Genomic DNA, 26,172 nt, shown 5'->3' on the forward strand with positions numbered 1-26,172 from the left:
ACGAGAAGCTACCCTATCAATATTCACTCCATATTTATGCAGTATTGCTGCTTTGCAAAAACTTTCTTTGATACAAGCCCTTCAAAACATTGTTTGTTGGATACTTAGACTCTTAGACATAGCTTAATATAAGGCAAGTCACACTACTTTGTAGCAGATTTTGCACTACTCCACACTATGCGCTTGATGTAAAATCCACACACAAGCAGGGCGATAGCCCCGCCAAAATATCCCACATACCCTACATTAAGCCAGTCGCTCACCAATCCTCCAATCAACGCACCACTCCCTATGCCAACATTATAAATCCCTGAATAAATAGACATCGCAATCGCCGTGCCTTGAGGAGAGAGGAAAATCACTTGTGATTGAAAGCTAAGATTAAAGAGCGTAATGACAAGCCCCCAAAAGATACAAATAAACAGGATTAAATATGTATGAATCGCCCCAAAATGCAGTAAAAATAAGCTCCCACAGATTCCAAATAACGCAATCCCCACAAAGAGACTAGCCCTCCCCTCATAAAACTTCGCAAAAATCACACTCCCCACAATGCCAATCGCCCCAAATGCCACCAATGTAAAAGTAATGCCCTCCTCGCTAAAATGCGCTATCTGCAGCAAAAACGGCTCAATATAGCTATACGCGCTAAAATGTGCGGTAACCAAAACCGCCGTGATACCATAAATGGCAATGAGGCTTTTATTTTTAAGCATTTTAGGCAACATATCAAGCGATATAAAATCTGTGTTAGGCAACTTAGGGAACACACGCCACAGCAGTAGCCCTGTGAGTAATGCCACGCCCCCAATGCTTAAAAAGCTCGCTCTCCAGCCAAGACTAAGCCCTATCACTCGCCCCAAAGGAAGCCCTAAGATAATAGCAATCGCACCGCCTGTGATGATAAAGCTTAGAGCAATGCTTTGCTTATTTTTAGGCACAAGACGCACCGCCATAGGCGAGGCAATCGACCAAAATACAGCGTGAGCACACGCCACACCGATACGAGAGAGCATAAGCATTACATAATTTTGCGATAATGCAGAGATGATATGACTTAGCACAAAGAGGCTAATCACAAGTAGCATAAGTCTTTTTAGCTCGATATTTGAGAGCAGCAGCATAAGCGGCAATGAAACAAGGGCGACCACCCACGCATACATTGTGATAAGCATACCCGCTCCAGATTCGCTCATATTAAAATCACTTGCGATAAGGCTTAGTAGCCCGATAGGCACAAATTCAGAAGTATTAAAGACAAAGACAGCAAAGGCTAAAGAGAGGAGGGCGAGATAAGGAATGCCCTCTTTAGCAGGAAGCGGTTTTTTGGCGTTTGAATCTGTGGTATGTGAATTGGTGGCGCTGCAGGATGGATTTTGCCCTTTAGTGTGGCATTCTACGGGTTTGTTCATATCTTTTGACATAAATCACTCTCCTTAGAATCGTATGCTACTTGTTGGTTTTTTGAGAGGCTAAAATTATAGCTATTAAATCACAATCTATAGCATTTATCATAGGCAATGAATTAAGTCTAATATGCAACACGTAGTGCAACAGCAAAGGATATATAGAATCTCTATTTTTGAAAAACATAAAAACAAAATTATGAATTTTTCTTTAATAAAAGTTTTTGTTTTTTTGTGTAATAATGATTCTAAACTTTAAAATAGAACACGGAGAAAAATATGCAAGAACTTGTAGAAGAAAGTCTTAAGCTTGCTGAAAACTTACAAGAAAAAATTAACTCAAACATAAGCTTAAGGGAAAAAGCTTTTCACCATAAAATGCAAAAACTTTTAAATGACCCTAAAGCCAAGGTTATGCTTATTGAATTACTTGACCGTTCATTTCGCTCAAAAGAGGCTCGAACTAGTTTTGAATTTATACATTATTCTTTAAAAAAATACGGCGTAGCTGATTTTTTCACTCTTTTTGAGAAATTTTTACTTTTTGCTTTTTTAAATCTTGGCAAATTTGCTCCAAAATTAAGTGTACCATTTTTTATACAACACTTAAGAAATGACACTAAAACTATGGTTTTAGATGCAAATGAAACAAGTTTAAAAGCTCATATACTAAACAGAAAGCAAAATCATAATATCACTTTAAATGTGAATTTGATAGGTGAAGAGGTTTTAGGCGAACTTGAAAGCAAATATCGCATCAGAAAATACGAAAAGGCTATAAAAAGTGATTATATTACTTATATATCCATAAAAATTACCACTATTTTTTCTCAAATTAATATTATAGATTTTGATTATTCTAAAGAAGAAGTAGTTAAAAGACTTGACCAACTTTATTCTTTAGCCCTAGATGAGGAAAAAAGACAAAATCAGCCTAAATTTATTAATCTTGATATGGAAGAATTTAAAGACTTAGAACTTACAGTGGCTGCTTTTATGGAAAGCATTGCTAAATTTGATATTAAAGCTGGTATAGTTCTACAAGCGTATTTGCCTGATTCTTATGAATATCTTAAAAAGCTTTTTGCCTTCTCAAAGGAAAGGGTTTTAAAGGGAATGAAGCCTATTAAAATCCGCTTTGTTAAGGGGGCTAATATGGAAGCAGAAGAATTAATTTCAAATCAAAAAGCTTGGGCTTTGCCTACTTTTAACAAAAAAATAGATACAGATAGCAATTATAACAAAATGCTTGATTTTATCTTAGAATCAGATAATTATAAATACATTAACATAGGCATAGCCAGTCATAATATTTTTGAAATTGCTTATGCTTATGTGAGAATAAAAAAAGCTAATGCCCTTGAAAGTTTTACCTTTGAGCAGCTTGAGGGTATGAGTATGCAATGTTCTTTAGAGCTTTCAAAAATGCACAATTTAATACTTTATGCCCCGGTTTGTGATGAAAAGCATTTTAATAACGCTATAGCTTATTTAGTGCGTAGGCTTGATGAAAATACCAGTGAGGATAATTTTATGAGATATTTTTTCGCTCTTAAGGTTGGTGATGAAGCTTGGAATGCTCAAAAAGAACTTTTTTTAGCCTCGCTTAAAGGTATCAAAAATCTTGATAATCACACTCACAGGATTCAAGACAGAAACAACACTCCAAAGACAGCAAGTTCATATGAAACAGGAGTATTTAAAAATGAGCCTGATACTGATTTTATTTTAGCTCAAAACAGGGCTTGGGCTCAAACAATTCTGGCTAAATATCAAAATTTAAGATCTTTAGAAATTTATCCTGTGATAGGAGAGCTTGATTTTACCCAAAATGCTTTAGAAAAAAAAGAACAAAGGGATAAAATTTATAATGAAAATATAGCTCATATTTATTTAGCCTCACAAAAAGAAATAAAACAAGCTTTAGAACTGGCTCAAAATACAAATGAAAATTTAAGTTTTGAACATTTGCATAAAATCCTAGCCAAAACAGCTCAACTTTTAAGAGAAAGAAGAGGTGATTTAATAGGCATAGCCGCTCTTGAAGTGGGAAAAACTTTTTTAGAGCTTGACCCTGAAGTAAGCGAGGCTATTGATTTTTTAGAATTTTATCCTCATTCTTTAAGCAAACTTCAAAAAGAAAATCCTAAAACTATATTCACTTCAAAGGGCTTAAGTTTAGTAATAAGCCCTTGGAACTTTCCTATAGGTATTTCAGCTGGAAGCATAGCTTCACTTTTAGCTAGTGGCAATATCGTCATTTACAAGCCCTCATCTTTATCTATACTTACAGCTTATGAGCTTTGTAAATGTTTTTGGGACGCAGGTATTAGTAAAAATAGACTGATGTTTTTACCCGCTAAAGGCAGTGATGTATCAAAATACCTTATCAATACAGATGAACTTAAAGCTTGTATTTTAACAGGAGGAGAAGATACAGCTTATGCCTTGTTAAAAACAAATCCTACTTTATGGCTTAGTGCTGAAACAGGTGGTAAAAATGCTACTATAGTCACTAAAATGGCAGATAAAGACCAAGCGGTTAAAAATATTGTGCATTCAGCTTTTTCAAATTCAGGGCAAAAATGTTCAGCCACTTCTTTGCTTATACTCGAAAAAGAAGTGTATGAAGATGAAGATTTCAAAAAATGCCTTGTTGATGCAGCTTCATCTTTAGCTGTGGGCTCAGCTTTTGAATTTAAAAATAAGCTTGCTGCCTTAGCTGATAAACCAAGTGCCAAACTTTTAAAGGCTTTAAATGAACTTGCTCCTTATGAGTATTGGGTTTTAGAAGCTAAATTTATAGATGAAAACGAGCATTTAATGACTCCAGCTATAAAATATGGGACAAAAAAAGGAGATTTCACTCATATGAATGAACTTTTTGCCCCTGTGCTCACTGTGATGAGAGCTGAAAATTTACAAGAAGCCATTGATATAGCTAATTCTACAGGATATGGACTTACTGCTGGACTTGAAAGCTTAGATGAAAGGGAATGGGAATATTTTCACACTCATATAGAAGCTGGAAATATTTATATTAACAAGCCAACAACAGGAGCTATAGTGCTTCGCCAGCCTTTTGGAGGGGTGAAAAAATCAGCCATAGGCTTTGGAAGAAAGGTTGGAATTTATAATTATGTCACTCAGTTTTTAAATATCACTCAACTTGAATCTGATGAAAAGGTTTTACAAAGTGAATTGAGTGAAGCTTTAAATGAACTGAGTTTAAAATCAAATTCATATTTCAAACAAGAGCTTCAAAAAGCAGCTTTAATGGCTCAAAGCTATTTATATCATTATGAAAATGAATTTATGCAAAATAAGGATTATGTTCAAATTAGAGGAGAGGATAATTTTTTCTCTTACAAGCCTATAAAGAATTTTGCTTTAAGAATAAGTAAAGATGATGACTTAAGCGATATTTTGTCAAGTCTTATTATCAGTAAATTTACGGGTATAAAAGCCGTTTTAAGTTATACAGACAATGATAAAATAGAATTTATACAACAAGAACTTCAAAATTTAAATTTTGATTTTGAATGCAAAAAAGAAAATAAAGAAGAATTTGCTCAAAATTTGGCTCAATATGAAAGAATCTTTTATTATGCCAAAGCAGATAGAAAGGATTTGATTTATCAGCAAGCAGCCTTACACAGTAAGATTATTAAACGGGATAAACCATTAATTAATGGACGTTTTGAGCTTTTGTATTATTTTAATGAAAAATCTTTAAGCATTTCATATCATAGATATGGAAATTTAGGTGCGAGAATTTTAAAAACAAGGAAAAGAGATGGAAATTGTAAAGATTAACACTGAAATTGCTATAACCTTTATAACATATTCAGCCTTAATGCTTTTTATAGGTTTTTATTTTTTTACTAAAAATAAAAATACTGAGGATTATTTTTTAGGCGGACGTTCTTTAGGTCCTGTTATTTCAGCTTTGAGTGCTGGAGCAAGCGATATGAGTGGTTGGCTTTTGCTTGGTTTGCCGGGTGCTTTGTATGTAAGCGGTTTTATAGAAAGTTATATAGCTATAGGACTGACTATAGGGGCTTTTTTGAACTGGAGCTTTGTGGCGAAAAGACTTAGAATTTATACTAGTGTGATAGCTAATAGCATTACTATACCTGATTATTTTGAAACAAGATTTGATGATGATAAGCATATATTAAGAGTAGTGTGTGCTCTTGTGATTTTAGTCTTTTTTACTTTTTATGTCAGCTCAGGGCTTGTAAGCGGGGCTAAGCTTTTTGAAAGCACCTTTGGACTTCAATATGAATACGCTCTTATTACTGGTACTCTTATCATCGTTGCTTATACTTTTTTAGGTGGCTATAAGGCAGTGTGTTGGACTGATTTAATACAAGGGCTTTTGATGATGGGGGCTTTAATTATTGTCCCGATTACTATGCTTAATCACTTGGGCGGTTTTTCTGAGGCTATGGAAATTGTTGCACAAATAAAGCCAGAGGCTCTTTCTATGGGGGAAGGTGTTTCAGCTCTTGCTATCATATCAGCCCTTGCGTGGGGACTTGGTTATTTTGGACAGCCTCATATTTTGGTTCGTTTTATGTCCATACGTTCAACTAAAGAAATTCCAAATGCGACTTTTATAGGCATTTCTTGGATGGCTATTTCACTTATTGGCTCTTGTTTTATAGGTGTTTTAGGCATAGCTTATGTGGATAAATTTGATTTAAGTTTAAGCGATCCTGAAAAGATTTTTATTGTGATGAGTCAGCTTTTATTTGATCCTTGGGTGGCTGGTATTTTGCTTTCAGCTATACTTGCGGCCATTATGAGCACTGCTAGTTCTCAACTTTTGGTATCTAGTTCAACCATAGCTGAGGATTTTTACCGCAGGATTTTTAGCAAAGAAGCAAGCTCACTTGCCGTGATGAGACTTGGAAGGCTTGGGGTATTGCTTGTTGCTGTCGTGGCTTTTTTAATTTCTACTGATAAAAATTCAAGCGTTTTAAGTATTGTTTCTTATGCTTGGGCTGGATTTGGAGCAAGCTTTGGCTCGGTGATGCTTTTTTCTTTATTTTGGAGTAGAATGACCAGAATAGCCGCGATTTTAGGTATGGTTACTGGAGCTATTGTAGTGGTGGTGTATAAGAATTTCCTTTCAAGCTATCTTGAAATTTATGAGATAGTGCCGGGCTTTTTATGTGCAAGTATTGTGATTATTGTAGCAAGTTTAATGACTAAGGTACGTCCGGGAACGAAAGCAGCCTATGAAACTATGCTTAAAAATCTTTAATGATAAAGGCTAATTAAAAGTCAGCTTTAATCAAAATTTTGCATTTGTTTTTTATTTTGAGGGAATAAGAAAATCTTTATACAAGATTCTCAATAATCAAGAAAGTAATTAAGATAATGTAGCAATAGCGGGAAGCTTGTAAATCCATCATCTTGCATAAAGTGCCCTCCTGTGTGGGTTTGCACAAATGTGGCTTTAAGATTTTGTGCTAGAGTGTGGCTTAAATGCGAAGGCACAATAGTATCATTACGTGCGGAAATCACAAGGCGATTAGTCGTTAAGGCGCAAAGCTTGTCATAATTTAGCTTCCCATCAATAAAGGCATTAAGCTGTGGGTAAATGCTTAAAGGCGTATCAAAGCCCGAAATCAAGATAGTTCCGCCAATACGTGTAGAATCTGGCAGGGTATTAAGAAAATTTAAAGTCGCAATGCAGCCAAGGCTATGCCCGATAAAATAGCTATGCGTATTGATATTTTGGGCTTCTTGTTGCAGGGTGGCAAGCCACTCATTCGGGGCAGGATTGTCCGCATTGGGCATAGCGGGGATAGTGGTAGAAATGCCTTTTTTGGCTAACTCATTTTTAAGCCACATAAACCAATGCTTTTGCGGATAGGCTTCAAAGCCGTGCGTGATATAAACTTGCATTTTGCTCCTTTGGTGCTTGTAGCGGATTATGCCTTAAATAGCTGTGTAAATCATAATATAAGTTTGTTGTTATTTGTGTTAAATGGAGAGCAAAAGGCTAAAAGGTGTGGCGAAATGCTTTAGGCTGCCTATTGTGAAATATTATGCTGGCTTATGCTTTACAAAATGAGTAACGCACCCATAAAGATAATCTAATACACAACGTATAGTCGCTCTTTTGAGGACACTTCAAGATTTAAAAAATCCTCTAGGGCTATCTCCTCATAAGCACTGATAAAGACAAACACATTCTCTGCCTTTTGCAAATATGCTAAGAGAGACTTCTCATAATTCACAATATAATAGCAATCCTCGCATTTATAGAGCCTAGATTCTATGATTGCTTTTAAAGGCTTATCTAACGTTTTGCCACTTTACAAGGCGAGATTTCGTGCTTTATCAAATGGTGTGAGAGAATTACTCATTTTTAAGTGCAAATGTCCCTCTTTATTTATGATTTCGGGCTTAGATTCTAAACTATATACGCAAAAGCTAGATTCTGTACTTGAATCTTGGGTATTTTTGATTTTTTGTGCGGCACGTTTTACGCGCTCAATCGTAATATCGCTTATTGCAGGATTTTTACTTCCTAGCTCATTTTTACAAAAATCATAGGCGGTTTTGGATTTTGCTTCATCTATTTTTTCATCAAGTTGGACTAGGATAAACTGACGATTGCCGCCATCTTCTGCATTTAGCTCCATAACGGCTTGGGCGGTGGTGCCACTGCTAGCAAAGAAGTCTAAAACAATATCCCCTTCCGCCTTAGAATCTCCTCCCTTGTCATTGCGAGAATGCGTAGCATTCGTGGCAATCCATTCTTTAGAATCTTGGATTGCTTCGTTACTTCGTGCCTCGCAATGACTAACATTTAAGCTATGAGGCTTGTAATCCCCCCCCCCCCCCGCAGAATCTAGGGCATTATTGGCAGGATTTGGAGAGGTAGAGACTTCTAAGATCCGTTTAATAAGTTCAACTGGTTTAGGGCTATCAAAAATAGGTTCATTATCTATTGGGATTTGAAACATCTTTTTTAAGTTTTCAGAAGCTTCGTAAGCACTTCCTAAATTTTCAAAAATAGTTTTTGGCGTAACGGGTCTTTCCTCATTTAAAAATATTTTAATTTGTGGCACAGAATCTTGCTTCTTGCCGTAGTAGATTCTGTTGTCTTGGTCCAACTCGTCAAATTCATCTTTTGTGATTCTCCAAACTCTAGCATATTTTTTACCACTTGGTGTTGTTACTTCATAATATTTTGCAGATTTTTTATTGCCTTTCATACTTATTGAACCAGCTTTAAATGCACCTCTTGGGTCATTATCTAAGTTTTTATAATTTCCCTCAAAATTTGGCAACTCCATATATTTCTTTGTTAAGAATTCACCCTGTGTTTTAGCATAACATAAAATATATTCGTGGTCTTTTCTAAAAGTTTTTGTTTGCTTCATCGTTCCTCCAGATGAAGCATTTTCCTCTATTTTTCGCCACATTAAACACGCTACAAAATTCTCCTCCCCGAAAATTTCATCACAGAGTAATTTTAAATTTGCTTGTTCGTTATCATCAATGCTAATGAAAATCACGCCATCATCTTTGAGTAAATCTCTTGCGAGTTTGAGGCGAGGCAGCATAAAGCTAAGCCACCCGCTATGAGAGCGACTGCTTGTAATGGATTTAAAAACTTTAATGTTTGAGATTCTATTGCCTCTCCATTTTCGTTGATTTCTAATAGTCCTACTTCTTTTAGAATCTCTTTATAATCTGCCCTGAAATCATCGGGGTAGATAAAGTCATCTTTCCCTGTGTTATAGGGCGGGTCGATATAAATCATTTTGATTTTTTGGCTATACGCGGATTTTAAGATTTTGAGTGCGTCTAAATTATCGCCTATGATAATGCTGTTTTGGGCGAGATTGCTTTTGTCATTTTGAGTGAGATGGGAAGTCTCTTTTTGAGATTCTTCAGTCGCTTTCGCTTCTTCAGAATGACAAGGTGTTTCTTTCACTTCTTTAGAATGATAAAAGTTAATGTCGCTAGAATCGCAAGAGTTAGTATTGTCAGAATGACAAGCATTAGTATTGCTAGAATCATAAAATGTTTCTTTATGTTTTAGCTCCTTTTGGCAAGGGGTATTATACAAAGCATTTGCTAAGCCCTTACCCGTGAACGTTAGCTCATAGCCTTGCATATTGGCTAGATTCTCATCTATACCCAAAAGATAGCTTAAGGCTTTCAAATCAATGTGATTTTCTTTTAATACTTCTTTGGCATTATGCTGTAAAAATGCTTTGAATTGCTCCTTAAAATGCTCTTTAGAATCCGTGCTATCGATGATATTTATGCCTTGTGCTTGAAGTGCGGATTTGTCATTATGATTTAGCATTTTCTCTCCTTTGCAGTGCTTCTTTTAGGACTTCTAAAAGTGCTTGTTTGTTGATTCTAGTTTCAAATATAATTTGTATATTACTCTCTTTTAATTCTTGCTGAAGTTTGTCAAAAAAGACTTTTGCATAATCGATTTTTTGCTGCTCTTTTTTGGGTATATCGCTATATGTATCATAGCCCTTACTCTCGCAAATAAAAAAGATTTTTTTACCATTGCTATTTTCTAAAAAATAGGCAAAATCTGGCTCATAGTTTTTATATGGTGTGGGAATGCTAAGCTTGGGAAGTTTGGCAAAGACTTTGAGGGTTGAATGCTCTAGCTTTGTATGACGTTCTTCTATAATAGCTTTTTCTATATTGGAATCACAGATAATATCTTCATAGAGATAATTATCGGGCGTTTGTCCTTGCTCTCTATAATGTCCTAGCTTTTGCATATCTATGGAATCTTTTATATTGCCATTTTTATCAATGAGGCTATAATAATTTGATGAAAAAATATTGCAAGAAAAGTCATAATCTATGCTTTGGAGAAGATTTGTATGAATGCTCTCTTTTATGCAGGTTTTGAGGCTTTCAAAAGCTTTAAAAGGGGAATTGTAGAAATATGTTTTATCAAGCTTATTATACACTTGGATTAAGAAAGATAAGGGTAGCTGTGTCTCTTTAACAAAGTCTAATAGTCGATTGTGTATGTCTTTGGTTATTTCTGCTTCATAAGAGATGTCTTCTAGTGTCTTGGTTTGCAATGTTTGTATCGTGTTTGTTTGGGTGTTAAACATCTTTTTTTCATAAATGATATGCTCTTTTGCTATCTTGTTTGCCCTAAAGGCATTGGCTATATCATCAATGAGTTGTTTGTGCTGGATATTTTTATAGACAATCTTTGCCTTTTTATTGACTAAATCCCATAGCTCTTTAAAATCTTTGGCTAAATCTTGCTTTATTTTTACTTTTTTAGAGGGGAGAGAGGCATTAATAATTTGCTTATGTTTATTCTCTGTGGCTTTGAGGGCGTTTAAAATCTCTGTAAATTTAATGCCTAAAAGCTCTTTACATCGCTCATCATTACGCAAAAACTCATCAAGCGGCTTTAGAATCGTGTAATTATTCTGTGTCTCATTAAATGCTATCATCTTTTCATCTTCAAGACGTATTAAAATGCGTGAGGCTTGGCTTTTATTAAGACCAAATTTTGCGAAAAACTCCTTCTATGTTTTCATTATTGCATTCAAAGCTTAAATCATTGACTTCTTTTTGCAATGTGTCTATAAAGCCAGATTCTCTAGCACTGACTACAATATCAAGGTAATTTATATCATAAAAGGCATTATCATCATAATTAAAATATCTATGTGTGATTCTTTTGCCTGTGCTATTTACGCATAGTCTCAAGCCTCGCCCTACTTGCTGATGAATGCTTGTCTCTTTATCTGTGGAGGCTAATTTCACAAGAGTAAAAACATTAGGATTATCCCAGCCCTCCTGCAATGCCCAAACACTAAAGATAAATCTCAAAGAAGTATCAAAGGATAATAGCTTCTCTTTATCTTTTAGAATCAATGCTATATCGGCGGCTTCTTGGTTGTCCTGATTTTTGCTGTCTTTGGAAGAAAGTTTTGCATCGCCGCTAAAATAGCCTTGATGAACGCGTAAATTGCCACTTTCATCAAAATCTTTTGTTAGATATTCTCTATAAGATTTGGGTAAATCCTGCTTTAGAATCTCTTTTCTTTTTGCTTTGTATAATGCTTCAAATTCATCTTTGATAAATGCTTTATCACCTCGAAAATCTGCAATATTTGGGATAAAAAATAAGCTTAACGCTTTGATATTTTTTTCAAAATGCAAATCAATAGCAATTTTTAGAATCCTAGAAATCTCTTCTTGACTTAGGGCATTTTCTTTTTCTATGATTTGCTTATTGCTTAAATACACTTTATTAGATTCTATATTCATTATCTCTATGCCATTCAAGCCGATTTTACCACAGTCGTCGCCTTTTTTAAGGATAATCTCTTGCTCTATATCGCTATTATTATAGATAAAAATTGCTCCTTTTTTATTAGCACTTTTAAGCCTTAAGCCCGTGGCTTTTGTGCTGGCATTATTAACCCTTATTTGCTTAACAAGATATTGTCTAAATGCACTCATAAAATCTAAACAATATGCCATATTACTCAATTCATCTGTCTTCTCTTTAGGAAAAGTCGCTCCAAAGCGGAAATATAAGCTTTTAAGCTTATTAAAGTTTTGCTTGAAAGCCTCGCCTTTTAGCAAATGCGGCTCATCAATAATGCTAATGGGATTAAGGGCGATAATATTTTCAAAAATGCTCTTGGTATTAAACAAGCCCTCATTTGCCCTATTTAAAATATTACTATCTTTATCAATCGCACTATTGGTTAAAACAAGGAGGCTTAGCTCATCTGTATTTTTGATATATTGACTGATAATTGCACTTTGAGATTCTCGCCCTGTATAAAAATATGTTTTGATATGCTTTTAATATTGGATATAAAAATAATCTTTTGTAAGCTGTATATTTTGCTTGATAGATTCTAAAATCGCCTTGCGTGGGACAAAGAGAATGAATTTATTTTGCTGAAAACTTTTGTGAAGTTCAAAAATCAAATTAAGATAAGTAAAAGTCTTGCCCGTGCCTGTCTCCATAAGAATATCGATATTTAAATTATCGCTTATATTTTTCTTAGACGGTAAATGAGACGAATTAGACATATTATAAAACTCCTGCAAACATTGCTTGAGATTGCTATGAGTCTTAAAATCATAATGTACCAATATGCTTTTAATATTATCAATACAATGCTGCTGGTAGTCTTGCTTTTCAAAAATCATTTTACCTCCATTATGTTAGAGTATTTGTATTAGGGTATCGCCTCTCAAAAAATTATTTTCTCCCATCTTCTAAGACTTTAGATTCTCCATTGGATTCTATTTCTAGCACGACATAAGGAAGCCCTTGCTTGTTTAGCTCTTGCATAAATGGATCAGGGTTGTTTTGCTCCATATTCCACACACCCGCACCTTGCGTTGCCTCTTTGGTAATTTTAGCGGAGTCTTCGCTCTCAATTTCGGTCATTACCGCTTTGGTAACTCCCTCATTTCGAGCTTGACAACCACTAAAATTCCTCAAAGACGCTGCCGCAATAGTATTTGATTTATCATCTAAAATCTTAGAATTTCTATCACTACTTGCCACTTCCACACAATTCTTATTGTTTCCATTTTGCAACTCTAGCGCATTATCAATTCCTTGATATTCCCCACCTTTTGGCATATCCTTGTTTGCCTCCAAACGCATTTGGATTTTAGAATCTGCAAATTCTAAGGTTGCAGATGAATTTTTGGGGTTGTGCGAGGTAAGCGAATGAGGCGTATTAGACATACTCCGCAATGAAGCGTCCGCTGCACTCCCCAAAAAGTCGCTACAAACTGAATTTGCCCCAACTCCCCATTTACCTTCGCAAATGAGTTTCGCCCCAATCATCGCCGGCACGCCTGTGGTATAGCTCACACCCTGCGCATTCACTTCGGCGTAGCATTTCTCGTGTTCGCAAATATTATAAATATAGATTGTGCGCTCTTTGCCGTCTTTCAACCCTTTCATATAGCAGCCAATGTGTGTCTGCCCTTTAGTGCGAGAGGCTAGACTTGCAGGGTCGGGTAAAAGCGTCTTTAGCACTTCTATTGGCACAATCTTTTGCCCCTTATGCTCCACCTCATCAACCCTCAAAAAGCCGATGTTTTCAAGGCATTTCATATGCGTGAGATAGCTCTCTCCAAAGGTCATAAAAAAGCGGATTTGCCTTAAGCCCTTAATGTTTCTTATTAAAGATTCTAGCTCCTCGTGGTAGAGGAGGTAAGAGTTTTTCACACCTACTTCTGGGTATTCCCACTCTTTCATCAATGCTAGGGGTGCGATGTCTCGCCACTGCCCCCCAAAGTAAGATTCCACCTTCAAATCCTGCGTATTGCTTTCTAATCTAAAATGCTTCTCCTCTCGCTCAAATTTGCGATAAATGCTATCTTGCTTTAAGTCAGGATTGAGGGCGAGGTCAGTAGGAGAGACAAGAGAATGTGTGGCTTCTATGGGCTTGTCTTTTTGCGAAAAATCGCGGAGTTTGTCGCTCACTTCGTCAATAGACGTTTTAGTCTTATTTCCTTGTTCGCTTCTGCACAACCCCGATTTTTCATCAAAAATACTTCGCCCTTGCCGCGTTGTTAGATTCTGTGTGTTTATAGAATCCGCATGAGATTCTGCCCTACTTTCTTGCGTTCTAAGATTGGTGGTGGTGCTTTCGTAGCTTTTGGCACTTTTCAAGGGTGAGCTAGACATAGAGTCTGCGATATCCCTTGAAAATGTGCCAACATCTGCGGAATGATTGCCCCAAGCTGAATGCCCTGAATCTCTCACCCAATATCTTGCTTTTGAACTCACCTCCCTCAAATTAATCTCCGGATTAAAATTTGTCGCAAACGCATAGCCGTGGTCTCCTGCATTGCAATCAAGTATATCAATGCTATGAATCTCATCAAAATAATGCTTCTGCGCATAGGCACAAAAGATATTAGTTACGCCCGGGTCAAAGCCACTGCCTAAAAGCGCGTAAATCCCCGCTCTCTTGTAGCGGGTATCATACGCCCATTGCTCTTTGTATTCAAAATGTGCATTATCGGGGTGCTCATAGTTTGCAGTATCTAAATAATGCGTTTTTGTCCTTAAGCACGCTTCCATAATGGCTAAATCCTGATAGGGCAGAGCGACATTCACCACCAAATAGGGCTTGTATTTTTCTATCAATGCCACTAGAGTTTCTACGCTATCTGCATCAACAAAATCTACCTCGATTTCCCCCAAGCCCTTAGCCTTAATAGAATCCGCTATCGCCTGACATTTAGAAATCGTGCGTGAGGCTAAAATAATGCGTGAAAATACATCTCTATTCATCGCCATTTTATGGGCTACCACACCACCTACACCACCTGCCCCAATTTGTAGCACTACCTTGCCTACATTTCCTTTACCCATACGCACTCCTTTAGTAACCATTCACATTATTGTAACATTTTATTCTATATCATCGCTGCATAATCCTTACACAAAAGGGGTATTACGGATTCATAAATCAAATATGCTATGATTGAACATTTTATTTAAAAAGGCTGCTTATGTTACTCTCCTGTGCTATTTCACAAGCTTTTGAGGGCTATCTCACATTGCAAAATGCAATTACAAATGACTTTGAGCTAAGCGGTATCGCCCCTTTAGAATCTGCCTCATCTTCGCAAATAAGCTATATTGACCAAGATAAATATATCACTTCACTTGCAGATTCTAAGGCGGGGGCGGTGCTCATACGGCAAAATCTACTTGAAAAAATCCCTGCACATATACAGCCCTTAGTGGTAGAAAATCCTCATTTAGCTTTTGCACTGCTTTCAGCGCTATTTGCACAGCCCTGCTTCGCACTTGAGAGTTCTACACAAAATCAAATCGCAAAGAGTGTGCAAATCGCCCCAAACGTACATATTGGAGAGAATGTGAGTATTGGTGAGGGCAGTGTGATTATGCCCGGGGTAGTGATTGGCGCGAATGTCCGCATTGGGGAATCTTGCAAAATTTATCCAAATGTTGTTATCTACTGTGATAGTCTTATTGGCAATCGTGTGAATATCCACGCGGGGAGCGTGATAGGCTGTGATGGCTTTGGTTACGCGCATACAAATGATGGCAGACATATCAAAATCGAGCATAACGGACGTGTGGTGATAGAAGATGATGTGGAAATTGGGGCGAATAACACTATCGATAGAGCTGTGTTTGGGGAAACACGCATTAAGCAAGGCGTAAAAATCGATAATCTCGTGCAAATCGGGCATAACTGCGTAGTGGGAGAACACAGCATTTTAGTTTCACAAGTGGGCTTGGCTGGCTCTACCACCACCGGACGCAATGTCGTTATGGGCGGACAAGCAGGGACAGGCGGACATATACATATCGGCGATTTCGTGCAAATAGCAGGACGTGGGGCCGTAGGTAAAAATCTCCCGCCACATACTAAATGGGGCGGACATCCGCTTATGGAGCTTGATGAGTGGATAAAATTCTTTGTCTCTTTACGCAGAATGGTAAAGAAAAGCCCTAAAATGAAGGAAAAATGATATACCTTCAACATATCTTAACAAGACTCAAGCTACAAACTAGAGCTTTTTAGCCAAGATTCTATAAAAGTTTCCAAACAACCAGCAGAGAGTGAGAAGTATATCCTCAAGTGGGAAAGATAAACACTAAAGCCTATCTACCCATAAAAGATTCTAATCCTAGCATAAAGGCACCAGGTATAGAGCCGCCGTGTGTCTTATTAGTAATTTCTACAAAGACTACATTTTTTGGGTTAATAGCGGCCTTTTGGTAGATTTTCACCACAGATTGAATGTCATATAAAGGCTTTTTTGCATTAGGGGTTTTGTGTTTATTTTGCCCCTCTTTCTCTAAACTTCCGCGCGTAAAAATGATATGTGATTTGAGGGGAGCATTCTTTGCGACAAGCGTTTTATAAGATTCTATAAATGCCCCATTCCCCCACCATAGCGATGGTGAAGCACAGACATAATGTGTAAATGCCGCATTTACACTACTCATCGTATGTAGGACAAAAAGCCCTCCAAAAGAATGCCCAAAAAGCAGCTCTTTGCTAGGTGTGCCAAAACGTTTGTGTATGGTAGGCTTTACTTGATGAATGAGAAAATCGAGGAATGTATCTATCCCGCCGCCTCCACTAAACTCATCTTGCAGGTGCTTATCAAGTATAGGCGTGTAGTCATAAGTCCTTAGTTCCCTATCAAAAGCGAGTGTGCTATCGTGGGCAATGCTTACAATGATGGGTAATGCGTGGATAGAATCTGCGGCTTTATCTATCGCAATGGTATTAAGTAGCATAGGAAAAAATGCGTTTCCATCAAGTGTATAAAAAATGCTTGTGCTATCTATTTTTTGCTTAGGCTTAGCAATGTAAATGGTATAGAATCTCCCTGCTTTATTTTGCATACGAAAAGATTCTATATGAAAAAGTGCCTTTGCTTCTTGTGTGATAGCAGGAATCTCCTGCGAGGGTGCGCCATAGGTAAAGATGCACAGAAATGATAAAAAAGCTATGATGTGCTTCATTGTTTATCCTTGTTCAAATAAAGAATAATACATAAATTCACAGAAAATAACGACCAAATCCCGCAAGGGAATAGCAAAGGAAAATATTTATAGATACAGAATCTAATGGTGCATTCCACTATCATAAAGCATATATTAGAATGTTGTACTCTACCTTGAGCACGTTGTAAAATAATAAAACTTGCTCCTCTCTCATACGCAGTCCTTAAACTTTCCTCAAAAAGCCCAAAGCCGCACATTAAAGAGCTCTCTAGGAAATAGCAGTAAGTCTAAGTGCGGCTTTAGCAGTATAAATGCTTGAAGGTATTACACTGCAAAGGGAGAAATTAAGATAAAATAAGGGCTGAATTTACATTAATTAAAGGAGATTCTATGACACTTGAAAATATTGTTACTTTTTTAGATACAAATGCTCCGGCGTTTTTAGCCACATTAGGCAATTGTGGTAATCCTCGTTTGCGTCCTTTCCAAAGCCCACTTTTATATGAGGATAAAATCTACTTTTGTACCTCAAATGCTAAAAATCTCTACAAACACATACAAGCCCATAGCGGGATAGAGATTTGCTCTTGTGCGGCAGATGGCACATTTTTACGACTAAGGGGAAATGCTGTGTTTGAAAATAATCTAGCGGTAAAACAAGCGATGTTTGCGAAATTTGAAAGCGTTAAGGCAAAATACACTACGCCTGCAAATCCCTCATTTGAAGTCTTTTATCTTGCAAATCTAAGTGCAAGAAAACAAGCCCTAAATGGCGACATAGAGATGTATAAGGCTTAGAACCCCGCCCTGTTTGATGGGGCTATTCTCCTTTTTCCTCTTGTTTCTCTATCTGCGTGATGTTAAGCAAAATAAACTTATAGCATAGATAAATTACCACAACCCATACAATCAACATAAGAATAGAAGTGAGCATATCGCCTCCTTAATATAAATTTATTCTTTTTTTTTGTATTGTATCACATTATAAGGTTTCCCCACTTTTTAACCCCTCCCGCTTCAAAGATATGCCTCTCGCCCCACATTTGCAAAATGAGTCTATTAAGTTTAGAATCTTTGTTCTATTTTCTTTTTGCATTAAGGGGGAGGGGCTTAAATATGCAAGTGTAGGCTGGTGCTAAAACACAAGCGCGAGGTCGCTCCCTCCCCTTATATCCTCCAACCCTACGACGCTTTAAAGAGATTAACACTTCGTGCGATTGATTTTATACAAGTGAGGATATACTTCACTTGTGGGGAGAACAAAGATTCTATACTTTAAAGAAACTCTCTTTGTCCTTACGGGATTTACTACGCTGTATGCAAGTGTGGATTCACTCCAAACGAGCAAGATTAAGCGATGATAAAACCACAACAGCGTAGATTTATAAGCATAATAGCTTAATACGTATGAGAATCTCCCTCTATCTCACTTTTAGTAATCTTCACCCTATCCATCTTATGCCACACATACACGATATAAGCCACCACAAAAGGCACTAGTAAGGACACATAGCCCATTACAGAGAGTGTGTAATAGCTCGAGGAAGCATTTTGTATAGTAAGGGAGCTTTGCAAATGCGCGATAGAAGGGTAAAATGCACTTTGTCCCAACCCCACGTTTAAAAGCACCGTCATACCCACAAACACACTACCTACAGCTAGAGGAAAAATGCCTCTTGTGCTGCCCCTAAAGACATTCATATAAATCCCTGCTAATACTGCTCCCACGCCCACAAACAATCCCACTATCAAATAAGGCATATCTAAAAAATTATGCAAATACACATAATCACGCAACTCCACTCTGCCATCTACCCCCACATAGAATCCACTTTTTAGGCAAATCCACACTAAAAATCCAAGTATGCAAGGCACAAAGGCGATACTCACTATGAGGATAGCTTTTCTAGCACGTTTAGCAATTTGCATATCATCAATATTATTTAAAAAATAACTCGCCCCTAGAATCTGACTTAAAAACACTAGAGCTAATCCTAATAAATAATTTCCCCCATTAAGCAGCGCCTCTAGTCCTCTGCTTGCCACACTCCACGCTACAAAGTTACGTTCATCAAGCACAAAATGAGCGCCGCTAAAAAATGTGCTTAATGCCACGCCGATGAAAAACACGCCAAAAACGCCATTAATCCACAAAAATACCTCATATACCCTTGAACCAAGCATATTTCCTGCTTTTTTACGATATTCATAGCTCACCGCCTGAATGATGAAGCAAAACAAAATCACAAGCCACACCCAATACGCCCCGCCAAAGCTTACGCTATAAAATAATGGAAACGCAGCGAAGCACACACCACCAAAAAGCACCAAAGTAGTGAATCCAAGCTCCCACTTGCGCCCCAAAGCATTAATAAGCATAGATTTTTCTAACTCATTTTTAGCGATAAAAGGCAAAAGGCTCTGTCCGCCCTGCACGAAAAACATAAACACAAGCAGCCCACCAAGCACACTTACCACAATCCACCAATATACCTGCAATCCTGCCAAATCAAGTCCAAAAAACATCACTTGCCCCCTTTTTGCACACTTTGCATTAAAGGCGTATGCTCTTCCTCAAAACCCTTTTTGATACTTCGCACCATAATGCTTATTTCCGCACAAAGCAGGGTAGTAAAGAGAATCGCAAAGATGAAAAAAGATATTTGCACATTCACGCTTGAGAGATTTGTAGCAGCAATCCCCACCGGAAGCAAATCCTGTATCGCCCAAGGCTGCCGCCCCACTTCTGCAACTATCCACCCCGCTTCAGCAGCGATATAACCAAAGGGAATTGCTATCACGCATAACCATAGAATCTTGCGGAATTGCACAATATTATTTGCCATTGCTAAATAAAGCACCACGACAAAAAGCACAAAAAACGCGCTGCCTAAGGCTACCATTAAATGAAAACTATAAAAAGTCAAAGCAATGGGCGGTATCGCCTCTTGTGGTGCGTGCAAATACCCATAGCCAAAGTCCTTTATGTGCGTTTGTATCACTTCTTTGAGTGCATTCATCGCCTCTGTGTCATTCTGTGCCTTTGCTTCTTTATAGTCTTTGAACGCCTGCAGAGCAATTTTGCCATTTTGGATTCTAGAATCTATCCCTACAACACCCTTTTCCTCATTCCCATAGAGCAAATCCTCAATACCCGCTACAAAGCTATCTGGGCTGCGATTGCCCAAGATAGAGAGGGCATAGGGTATAGTTATGTCAAACAAAAATACCTCTTTATCATCGCCGGGCTGTTTGCTAGGATTTAAAATCCCAAAGGCAGTGATTCCCGCACGATGCTCTCCTTGATAAATACCCTCCATTGCGGCAAGTTTCATTGGTTGGTGTTGTGTTACCCGATAGGCGCTTTCATCACCGCTAAAAAATAAAAATATAGAGGTAATAAGTCCAAAACTCGCCCCTACCACAAGGCTTTTTTTCGCCTCGCTGATAAATCGCCCTTTTAATAGATAAAGCGCGGAAACACCCACGACAAAGAGCGCAGAAATGACATAGCCACTTGCCACCGTGTGGAGAAACTTTGGGATTGCCACAGGAGAGAGAGCCACCTCCCAAAAGCTACTCATCTCATTACGTGCACTATCGGGATTAAATATCGTGCCGATGGGATATTGCATCCAGCCATTTGCCACGAGTATCCAAAACGCGCTGAGATTGCTCCCTAAGGCGACGAGCCAAGTAGAAAGCAAATGGAATCTTTTAGAGACTTTATCCCAGCCAAAAAACATAACCGCAAAGAATGTAGCCTCCAAGAAAAATGCCATAATACCTTCAACCGCTAAGGGTGCGCCAAAAATATCACCCACAAACCAGCTATAATTTGCCCAATTCGTGCCAAACTCAAATTCCATAATAATACCCGTAGCCACGCCAATGGCAAAATTAATCGCAAAAAGCGTTAGCCAAAAGCGCGTGATTTTACGCCATTGGGGATTATTGGTTTTGACATAAATGCTCTCCATAATCGCTATGACAAAAGAAAGCCCTAATGTCAAAGGCACAAACAAAAAATGATAAAGTGCAGTGAGGGCAAACTGCGCCCTGCTCCAATTCACGCTTGAAAGCTCATTTAGCATTTCCATAGCATCTCCTTAGTGTTTTTGGGCGGTGAGATTGTCTATCACAAATGCGCTTTTGTTTTCATTGCTGCCTAGTGTTGAGAGACTATTATCATAGATACATATTTTTAGTATCACAAAAATAACAAGAATCTTTATAATGATAATTTTCCATAATGTTTTACCAAGTGTCAAATGTTTAAATCCATCAATATATAACATAGCCATTTTCTTCACAAATCTCACGCAAATACCTTTTAAATTATCACATAACAAAGCGCAGGATTTTAACAAATTTCATACATTTTATGGCATCAATTTGCCACTTTTTTGCAACAAAATCGCCCTATTTTGAGCGATAATGATAATTTTATTTTACTTTTTGTGTTTTGATGTAAAATTACACTTTCTTTATAATGTGAAATGTAAAATCATTAGATTTAAACTAAAAAGTCTTTATTCTCTCCGCAAGTGAGGAATACCCCGCTTGTATAAAATCGCACGATAATGCAAACCTCATTAAAGTGTAGCAGAAGGATAAGTAATGCCGATTTTGGAACAATATTTTAAAACTTTTCACCACCTGCCGCCGCCTAGCGCACCCTCATCTACCGCACCTATTCAAGCGCCATTAGACTTTTTAAGCATTTTATTTTGTGTGAATGAGCGCAACCTGCCGCTTTTTACACAATGCCAAAGCTTTATAAACATACTCCATACTTTTGCCCTCCCTTATCAATCCCCTATACAAAACACCAATTTGCTAGATTCTATCCTTGATTTACAGGCACATATCCTCACTGAAAATCCCCATATGTTAGAATCTTTGCTGCCTTATTTTGCAAAGCTCAATCTCGCCTCTGTGATAAATGATGATGAGTTAGCCCAATTTGTCGCCTTAAAAAATGCTGCCTCACATTTGCATAATGCCATATCTCAAACGCCTAAAACCGCCATAGCAAAAGATACAAAAGCACTACGTGAAGCTTTTTATACCATTTATGAATCACTTCTCCCCCTGCTACCAAATGCCCAAGACACTCTCGCACAGATAAAAGCAAAACTTGAAGAGCAGCATTTGTGCATTGGCGTTACAGGTGTGCTAAGTGCGGGGAAATCCACCTTTTTAAACGCCCTTTTAGGAGAGGAGATTCTAGGCAGCTCAAATATCCCAGAAACAGCTAATCTAACGATCTTGCGCTATGGAGACAAAACAAGCGCAAAAGTGCATTTTTGGAGCAAGGAGCAATGGGCGGATTTATGCGAAGAGGCCAAGTATGATGAACATCTTAAAGTTTTTGTGGCAGAGTGCAAAGCGCATTTTGGCAAGGAACTTGAGCGCTACATTACCCAGCCTCACACATCACAAGAGATACAAGCCCAACAGCTTAGTGCTTACACTTCTGCTAATCACCCCAGCAAATTATGCAATTTGATTCAAGAAGTCGAGCTTTTCACACCATTGGATTTTCTCAAAAATGGCGTGGAGATTGTTGATACACCCGGGCTTGATGACCCCATCACTAAACGTGAGGACATTACCCGCGCTTATATGCAACATTGCGATACGCTAATCCACGTGATGAATGCTAGCTGTGCGGCAACGCAAAAGGATATTGATTTTATTTTAGAATCTTTATTAGAGCAAAATATATCACGGCTACTTGTGGTGCTAACGCGCATTGATTTATTAAGCAAAGATGAGCTTAATGCCTCGCTTGAATACACCAAATCAAGCCTTATCACTCAGCTAAAAAACGCTAACTACAAAGGCGATATTGCCCAAATCATCTCACGTATTGACTTTATCCCTCTTGCAGGATATGCCGCCCTGCTTCATCGCACTGCTACTGCCACAAGTGATATAAATATCACATTAGAGCAAAGCGGGATTTTAGATATAGAATTATATTTACAAAAAATGCTTTTAGGGGAGGATAGCCTTAAGGCTCGGGATATGCTGTATCTTGCTTATAAGGCATTGCACAAAATCGCACAAGAGAGCGCGGAGGCAATCTCACTGAAAACCGCCCTACTCAATGCAAACAAGGCAGATTTAGAAAAAATTATCGCTAAAGAAAAAGCCCATAATGAAACACTTTTGCGTGAGTTAGTATCTTTAGAATCCCAACTCAATGCCCTCTATGATGAGCTAAAAAACTTCCTCCACGCCCTCCATTCCCTTAGTGCTAATACCCTCTCTAAAGTCGCCACAATCCTTAGAGACAAGATTTTTGATGATATGATGTATGATTACGGGCGGGGCGCGAGGATAGAATCTAGTGCTTTGCATAAAATGATAGAGCTAAGTTTAAAAGACTGCTTTGCCGATATTGGACGAGAATATCGCTATAAATTAAGTAAAAAAATCACACAGCTAAAAGATGCTATCGCTGCAACAGAAGAACCCACGCTCCCACCCATTCACTTTCAGCTTAAAAACGCCGAGATTGCACCCATTATGCAGCCACTACTCAATGATATAACCGCACTTATCAAATCTACCAAAAAAGACCAAAGCTTAAAAAATGCTCTAGAAGCACTTTTTAACACACTTTTTTCATCTTTTGCTACCCTCATTGAGAGCAAGAATAAAGAAATTAACACACTCTTTATGGCACATTTTGATGAAATTGCCCAATATCAAAAAACACTCATTCACACAAAAATCGCACAAAAAGAGCAAAGCCTCCAAACTGCATTAGCCCAGCACGATAAAGGCGACACGCAGGAGCAAAAACAAGCCCTTGACGCACAATACAAGCAGCTCAAAGCCCTTATAGATAAGATAGAAAATGCGTTAGGGTATTTGCATTAAATAAAGCATAGGAAGCAAGATGAAAGACATAACTAAAAACACGCAAAGCCCACTTTTAGAGCGATTTATCACAGAATATATCCAAGCGAAAAATCAAGCTCTGCAAAAGAGCAATCCCCTCCACGCCCTCATTGACAAAGTCCAATATCTGCTAAGCCAAGTAACGCCACTAGATTCCCACACGCTCCATACCTTGCAATCGCTCCATCAAAGCATACAAGAGCCGATGAAAATCGCTATTATAGGGCAGTTTAGCAGCGGCAAATCCACATTTTTAAATGCACTCTTAGGACAGAGTATCCTCCCTAGCGGGATTACACCAATTACGGCTAAGATTTGTCATATCACTTATGGGGTGGATTACGCACTTGAGATTACCTATAAAAATGGTAACACCGCCACTAAGCCTCTCTCCTATCTCGCGCAAGTAAGCACGGCTGAAAATGCAAAAATTGCCTTTTACAAACTCTATGCACCATTACCACTGCTTAAAAGCATTAACTTCCTTGATACGCCCGGATTTAATTCCCTTAATCAAAGCGATACAGACACGACAAACGCTATGTTAGAAAATGTAGATGGCATTATTTGGCTTACCCTTATTGATAATGTCGGCAAACAAAGCGAAAAGGAGATTATCCTTTCACACATCAAACGTTACGCGAGTAAGAGCCTCTGTGTGCTAAATCAAAAAGATAGATTAAAAAATCAAGCCGAGATTGATGTGAGCCTTGAATATGCAAAAAAGGCATTTGCAGGGCTTTTTGAGGACATCATCGCCATATCGGCAAGAAATGCACTCCTCTCTTATGAAGCATTGCAAAATACGCAAACACAGGCAAACAATACCACAGAATCTGCTCAAGCAGCAGCTTTAAGGGCAGATTCTCATATTGATGATGTGATTGCATTTTTACAAACGCATATCGCGCCCCAAGCCACACAGGCAAAGGAGCACACCATACGCACTAAGTTACGACAGCTTACACTTACCTTTGCGCGTTTAAGCCTCCACACCACCTTGCGTTTTAAAGGGCTTCAATCGCTCCTTTCATATTCACCTATAACTTTTAGTGAATCTTACCCTCAAAGTGCATTCTATAAGTCATTTCCTACACTTTTTCATACTCTTGAATCTCAACTTGAGACACTCACGCAACATATTTATGCTGCCCTTGAAAAGACACAAAAAGACTTCATACGAATAGATAAAAAATTTGGTATTACAAAGGCATATCAGCAGCCAAAGGAGATTACTACGCTTCCTAGAGAGCGGTTAAGCCTAAGTTTGTGTGATATGGATTCTCATTTTGCGAGAGATTTTATCAAACTTGGTTTTGATATGAATGCCAAAGGAGCCGAGTTTGAATCCTTGCTACAATCCCACATAGGGAATTTGAAAAGCCTTATCATACAATGGGGGCAATCCTTTATCCCCGTCTTACAAAGCCCACTTTTGCAAAAGAGCATTGATAACATAATAAGCGATTATGAGCATTTAGTAAGAGAGCATTGTGAGCGGCTAAATGCACAATTTATGCTATTTAGCAAGATTCTAAGCTTGAATTATCCTCTTGCAATTAATCTCTGCCTTAATACAATTAGCCTAAAAATCCAAGAAGCCCTAGAAAAGCATAGCAAAAGTCCTGACACGCTCCCACTTTTTAACCCTACCCTAGAAAATATCCGCGATGAGCTAAATAATGGGCTACACTTTGGCTTTTTACAAGAGCATTTATTGACCCAGCCTTTGCATAAAAAGGCATTATGGCAATTTGAATACGACCAAAAGGCATTATGTAAAAAACAATGCGAAGCAATCGCTACCCACAAAGAGCAATATATGCATCACTATACACAGCTTAAAGCCCTCCTAAAGGAGCTAAAAGTATAGCCAAAAGGTATAATCTCTTGTTTAATCCTAGCTCTCTATGTTTGTGTAAATTATTTGGCTAGGGACAACGTGATGAGCCTTTGGTTTGCTACAGGAGGTAATATCAAATTTTCCACCTAGCAAATAAACAATCTAAAAGAATCAAAGAAGTAAATTTGGAAAACTTTAGCAACCCCACCCCCTGCGCTTAAAACAGAAGCAAGAAAGCACTTTTGCGTAATGGCTTTAGCGAAGTTAGCATTTCCCACCTAGGACTAAGAAGCGATTTTGAGCAGATTTATATCTTTTCTCTAAGAATCTTTTGCTCAAGATGAATTTAGATAAGATAAAAAGCACATTATCGCGACTCTTAGCACGATTAATGCAGATTCTAATCTTGCACAAAAGGAGTCTCCCATTATATTGTCCCTATCTTTGTATCAAAAATTTTGAGCGATACGTTTATCAAAATATCGCTCTCT

Annotated in this window: 16 protein-coding genes and 1 pseudogene; 6 read left to right on the plus strand and 11 right to left on the minus strand. The window is 37.9% G+C overall.

Annotation, left to right across the window (positions count from 1 at the left end):
* Positions 1 to 143: 143 nt before the first annotated feature.
* Positions 144 to 1,424 (minus strand): sugar transporter, encoded by a 1,281-nt coding sequence (locus QZ289_RS00235; protein ID WP_295697807.1) that lies wholly within the window; start codon positions 1,422 to 1,424, stop codon positions 144 to 146.
* Positions 1,425 to 1,685: 261 nt separating this feature from the next.
* Between QZ289_RS00235 and QZ289_RS00240 the strand changes: the two genes are divergently transcribed.
* Both QZ289_RS00240 and putP read left to right on the plus strand, forming a co-directional pair.
* The gene (locus QZ289_RS00240) at positions 1,686 to 5,222 is read left to right on the plus strand and encodes a proline dehydrogenase family protein (protein ID WP_295697810.1); all 3,537 of its coding nucleotides are present in this window, start codon (positions 1,686 to 1,688) and stop codon (positions 5,220 to 5,222) included.
* On the plus strand, positions 5,203 to 6,678 hold the full coding sequence (putP, locus tag QZ289_RS00245) for a sodium/proline symporter PutP (RefSeq protein ID WP_295697813.1): 1,476 nt from the start codon (positions 5,203 to 5,205) through the stop codon (positions 6,676 to 6,678). Before QZ289_RS00240 ends, putP begins: the two co-directional genes overlap by 20 nt.
* An 89-nt stretch (positions 6,679 to 6,767) precedes the next feature.
* Here putP and QZ289_RS00250 read toward each other — a convergent pair whose 3' ends face one another.
* The 6 genes and pseudogenes from QZ289_RS00250 to QZ289_RS00275 form a co-directional block, all read right to left on the minus strand.
* On the minus strand, positions 6,768 to 7,325 hold the full coding sequence (locus QZ289_RS00250; RefSeq protein ID WP_295697816.1) for an alpha/beta hydrolase: 558 nt from the start codon (positions 7,323 to 7,325) through the stop codon (positions 6,768 to 6,770).
* A 191-nt stretch (positions 7,326 to 7,516) separates the two neighbouring features.
* Positions 7,517 to 7,660, minus strand: coding sequence for a hypothetical protein (locus QZ289_RS00255; RefSeq protein ID WP_295697819.1), 144 nt, complete (start codon positions 7,658 to 7,660; stop codon positions 7,517 to 7,519).
* A gap of 78 nt (positions 7,661 to 7,738) precedes the next feature.
* A complete protein-coding gene (locus QZ289_RS00260) occupies positions 7,739 to 8,995 on the minus strand; it encodes a site-specific DNA-methyltransferase (RefSeq protein ID WP_295697821.1) in 1,257 nt (418 codons plus the stop codon).
* A complete protein-coding gene (locus QZ289_RS00265) occupies positions 8,944 to 9,747 on the minus strand; it encodes a hypothetical protein (protein WP_295697824.1) in 804 nt (267 codons plus the stop codon). The genes QZ289_RS00260 and QZ289_RS00265 overlap by 52 nt, the downstream gene beginning before the upstream one ends.
* Positions 9,734 to 12,608 (minus strand): annotated as a pseudogene (locus QZ289_RS00270) (DEAD/DEAH box helicase family protein). Before QZ289_RS00270 ends, QZ289_RS00265 begins: the two are co-directional and overlap by 14 nt.
* A gap of 52 nt (positions 12,609 to 12,660) precedes the next feature.
* The gene (locus QZ289_RS00275) at positions 12,661 to 14,802 is read right to left on the minus strand and encodes a saccharopine dehydrogenase family protein (RefSeq protein WP_295697827.1); all 2,142 of its coding nucleotides are present in this window, start codon (positions 14,800 to 14,802) and stop codon (positions 12,661 to 12,663) included.
* Positions 14,803 to 14,942: 140 nt separating this feature from the next.
* Between QZ289_RS00275 and lpxD the strand changes: the two genes are divergently transcribed.
* Positions 14,943 to 15,935, plus strand: a complete 993-nt coding sequence (gene lpxD / locus QZ289_RS00280; protein WP_295697828.1) for a UDP-3-O-(3-hydroxymyristoyl)glucosamine N-acyltransferase — start codon at positions 14,943 to 14,945, stop codon at positions 15,933 to 15,935.
* A gap of 133 nt (positions 15,936 to 16,068) precedes the next feature.
* Here lpxD and QZ289_RS00285 read toward each other — a convergent pair whose 3' ends face one another.
* Positions 16,069 to 16,941, minus strand: coding sequence for an alpha/beta hydrolase-fold protein (locus QZ289_RS00285; protein ID WP_295697831.1), 873 nt, complete (start codon positions 16,939 to 16,941; stop codon positions 16,069 to 16,071).
* A 372-nt stretch (positions 16,942 to 17,313) separates the two neighbouring features.
* Between QZ289_RS00285 and QZ289_RS00290 the strand changes: the two genes are divergently transcribed.
* Positions 17,314 to 17,721, plus strand: a complete 408-nt coding sequence (locus QZ289_RS00290; RefSeq protein ID WP_295697834.1) for a pyridoxamine 5'-phosphate oxidase family protein — start codon at positions 17,314 to 17,316, stop codon at positions 17,719 to 17,721.
* A gap of 600 nt (positions 17,722 to 18,321) precedes the next feature.
* Here the strand turns inward: QZ289_RS00290 and QZ289_RS00295 are convergent.
* The 3 genes from QZ289_RS00295 to QZ289_RS00305 are packed head-to-tail and all read right to left on the minus strand — an operon-like array spanning position 18,322 to position 21,227.
* Positions 18,322 to 19,449, minus strand: a complete 1,128-nt coding sequence (locus QZ289_RS00295) for a cytochrome d ubiquinol oxidase subunit II (protein ID WP_295697837.1) — start codon at positions 19,447 to 19,449, stop codon at positions 18,322 to 18,324.
* Positions 19,449 to 21,017 (minus strand): cytochrome ubiquinol oxidase subunit I, encoded by a 1,569-nt coding sequence (locus tag QZ289_RS00300; RefSeq protein ID WP_295698149.1) that lies wholly within the window; start codon positions 21,015 to 21,017, stop codon positions 19,449 to 19,451. Before QZ289_RS00300 ends, QZ289_RS00295 begins: the two co-directional genes overlap by 1 nt.
* Before the next feature lie 15 nt (positions 21,018 to 21,032).
* Positions 21,033 to 21,227, minus strand: a complete 195-nt coding sequence (locus QZ289_RS00305) for a DUF4492 domain-containing protein (RefSeq protein ID WP_300446723.1) — start codon at positions 21,225 to 21,227, stop codon at positions 21,033 to 21,035.
* A 316-nt stretch (positions 21,228 to 21,543) separates the two neighbouring features.
* On the opposite strand from QZ289_RS00305, the gene QZ289_RS00310 reads away from it, so the two are divergent.
* Both QZ289_RS00310 and QZ289_RS00315 read left to right on the plus strand, forming a co-directional pair.
* Entirely contained in the window at positions 21,544 to 23,817 is a 2,274-nt protein-coding gene (locus QZ289_RS00310) for a dynamin family protein (protein WP_295697842.1), read from the plus strand.
* 19 nt (positions 23,818 to 23,836) lie between these two features.
* Positions 23,837 to 25,711: a dynamin family protein gene (locus QZ289_RS00315; RefSeq protein ID WP_295697844.1), complete on the plus strand. Its 1,875-nt coding sequence runs from the start codon at positions 23,837 to 23,839 to the stop codon at positions 25,709 to 25,711.
* Positions 25,712 to 26,172 lie beyond the last annotated feature (461 nt).

Source organism: uncultured Helicobacter sp. (assembly GCF_910577135.1).
GTDB lineage: Bacteria > Campylobacterota > Campylobacteria > Campylobacterales > Helicobacteraceae > Helicobacter_C > Helicobacter_C mastomyrinus.

Coding starts and splice junctions, on each gene's coding strand:
- QZ289_RS00250 (WP_295697816.1), bottom strand. CDS start 7,325: ATGCAAGTTTATATCACGCACGGCTTTGAAGCCTATCCGCAAAAGCAT.
- QZ289_RS00295 (WP_295697837.1), bottom strand. CDS start 19,449: ATGTTTTTTGGACTTGATTTGGCAGGATTGCAGGTATATTGGTGGATT.
- QZ289_RS00290 (WP_295697834.1), top strand. CDS start 17,314: ATGACACTTGAAAATATTGTTACTTTTTTAGATACAAATGCTCCGGCG.
- putP (WP_295697813.1), top strand. CDS start 5,203: ATGGAAATTGTAAAGATTAACACTGAAATTGCTATAACCTTTATAACA.
- QZ289_RS00240 (WP_295697810.1), top strand. CDS start 1,686: ATGCAAGAACTTGTAGAAGAAAGTCTTAAGCTTGCTGAAAACTTACAA.
- QZ289_RS00315 (WP_295697844.1), top strand. CDS start 23,837: ATGAAAGACATAACTAAAAACACGCAAAGCCCACTTTTAGAGCGATTT.
- QZ289_RS00275 (WP_295697827.1), bottom strand. CDS start 14,802: ATGGGTAAAGGAAATGTAGGCAAGGTAGTGCTACAAATTGGGGCAGGT.
- QZ289_RS00310 (WP_295697842.1), top strand. CDS start 21,544: ATGCCGATTTTGGAACAATATTTTAAAACTTTTCACCACCTGCCGCCG.
- QZ289_RS00285 (WP_295697831.1), bottom strand. CDS start 16,941: ATGAAGCACATCATAGCTTTTTTATCATTTCTGTGCATCTTTACCTAT.
- QZ289_RS00265 (WP_295697824.1), bottom strand. CDS start 9,747: ATGCTAAATCATAATGACAAATCCGCACTTCAAGCACAAGGCATAAAT.
- QZ289_RS00300 (WP_295698149.1), bottom strand. CDS start 21,017: ATGCTAAATGAGCTTTCAAGCGTGAATTGGAGCAGGGCGCAGTTTGCC.
- lpxD (WP_295697828.1), top strand. CDS start 14,943: ATGTTACTCTCCTGTGCTATTTCACAAGCTTTTGAGGGCTATCTCACA.
- QZ289_RS00235 (WP_295697807.1), bottom strand. CDS start 1,424: ATGTCAAAAGATATGAACAAACCCGTAGAATGCCACACTAAAGGGCAA.
- QZ289_RS00260 (WP_295697821.1), bottom strand. CDS start 8,995: ATGCTGCCTCGCCTCAAACTCGCAAGAGATTTACTCAAAGATGATGGC.
- QZ289_RS00305 (WP_300446723.1), bottom strand. CDS start 21,227: ATGGCTATGTTATATATTGATGGATTTAAACATTTGACACTTGGTAAA.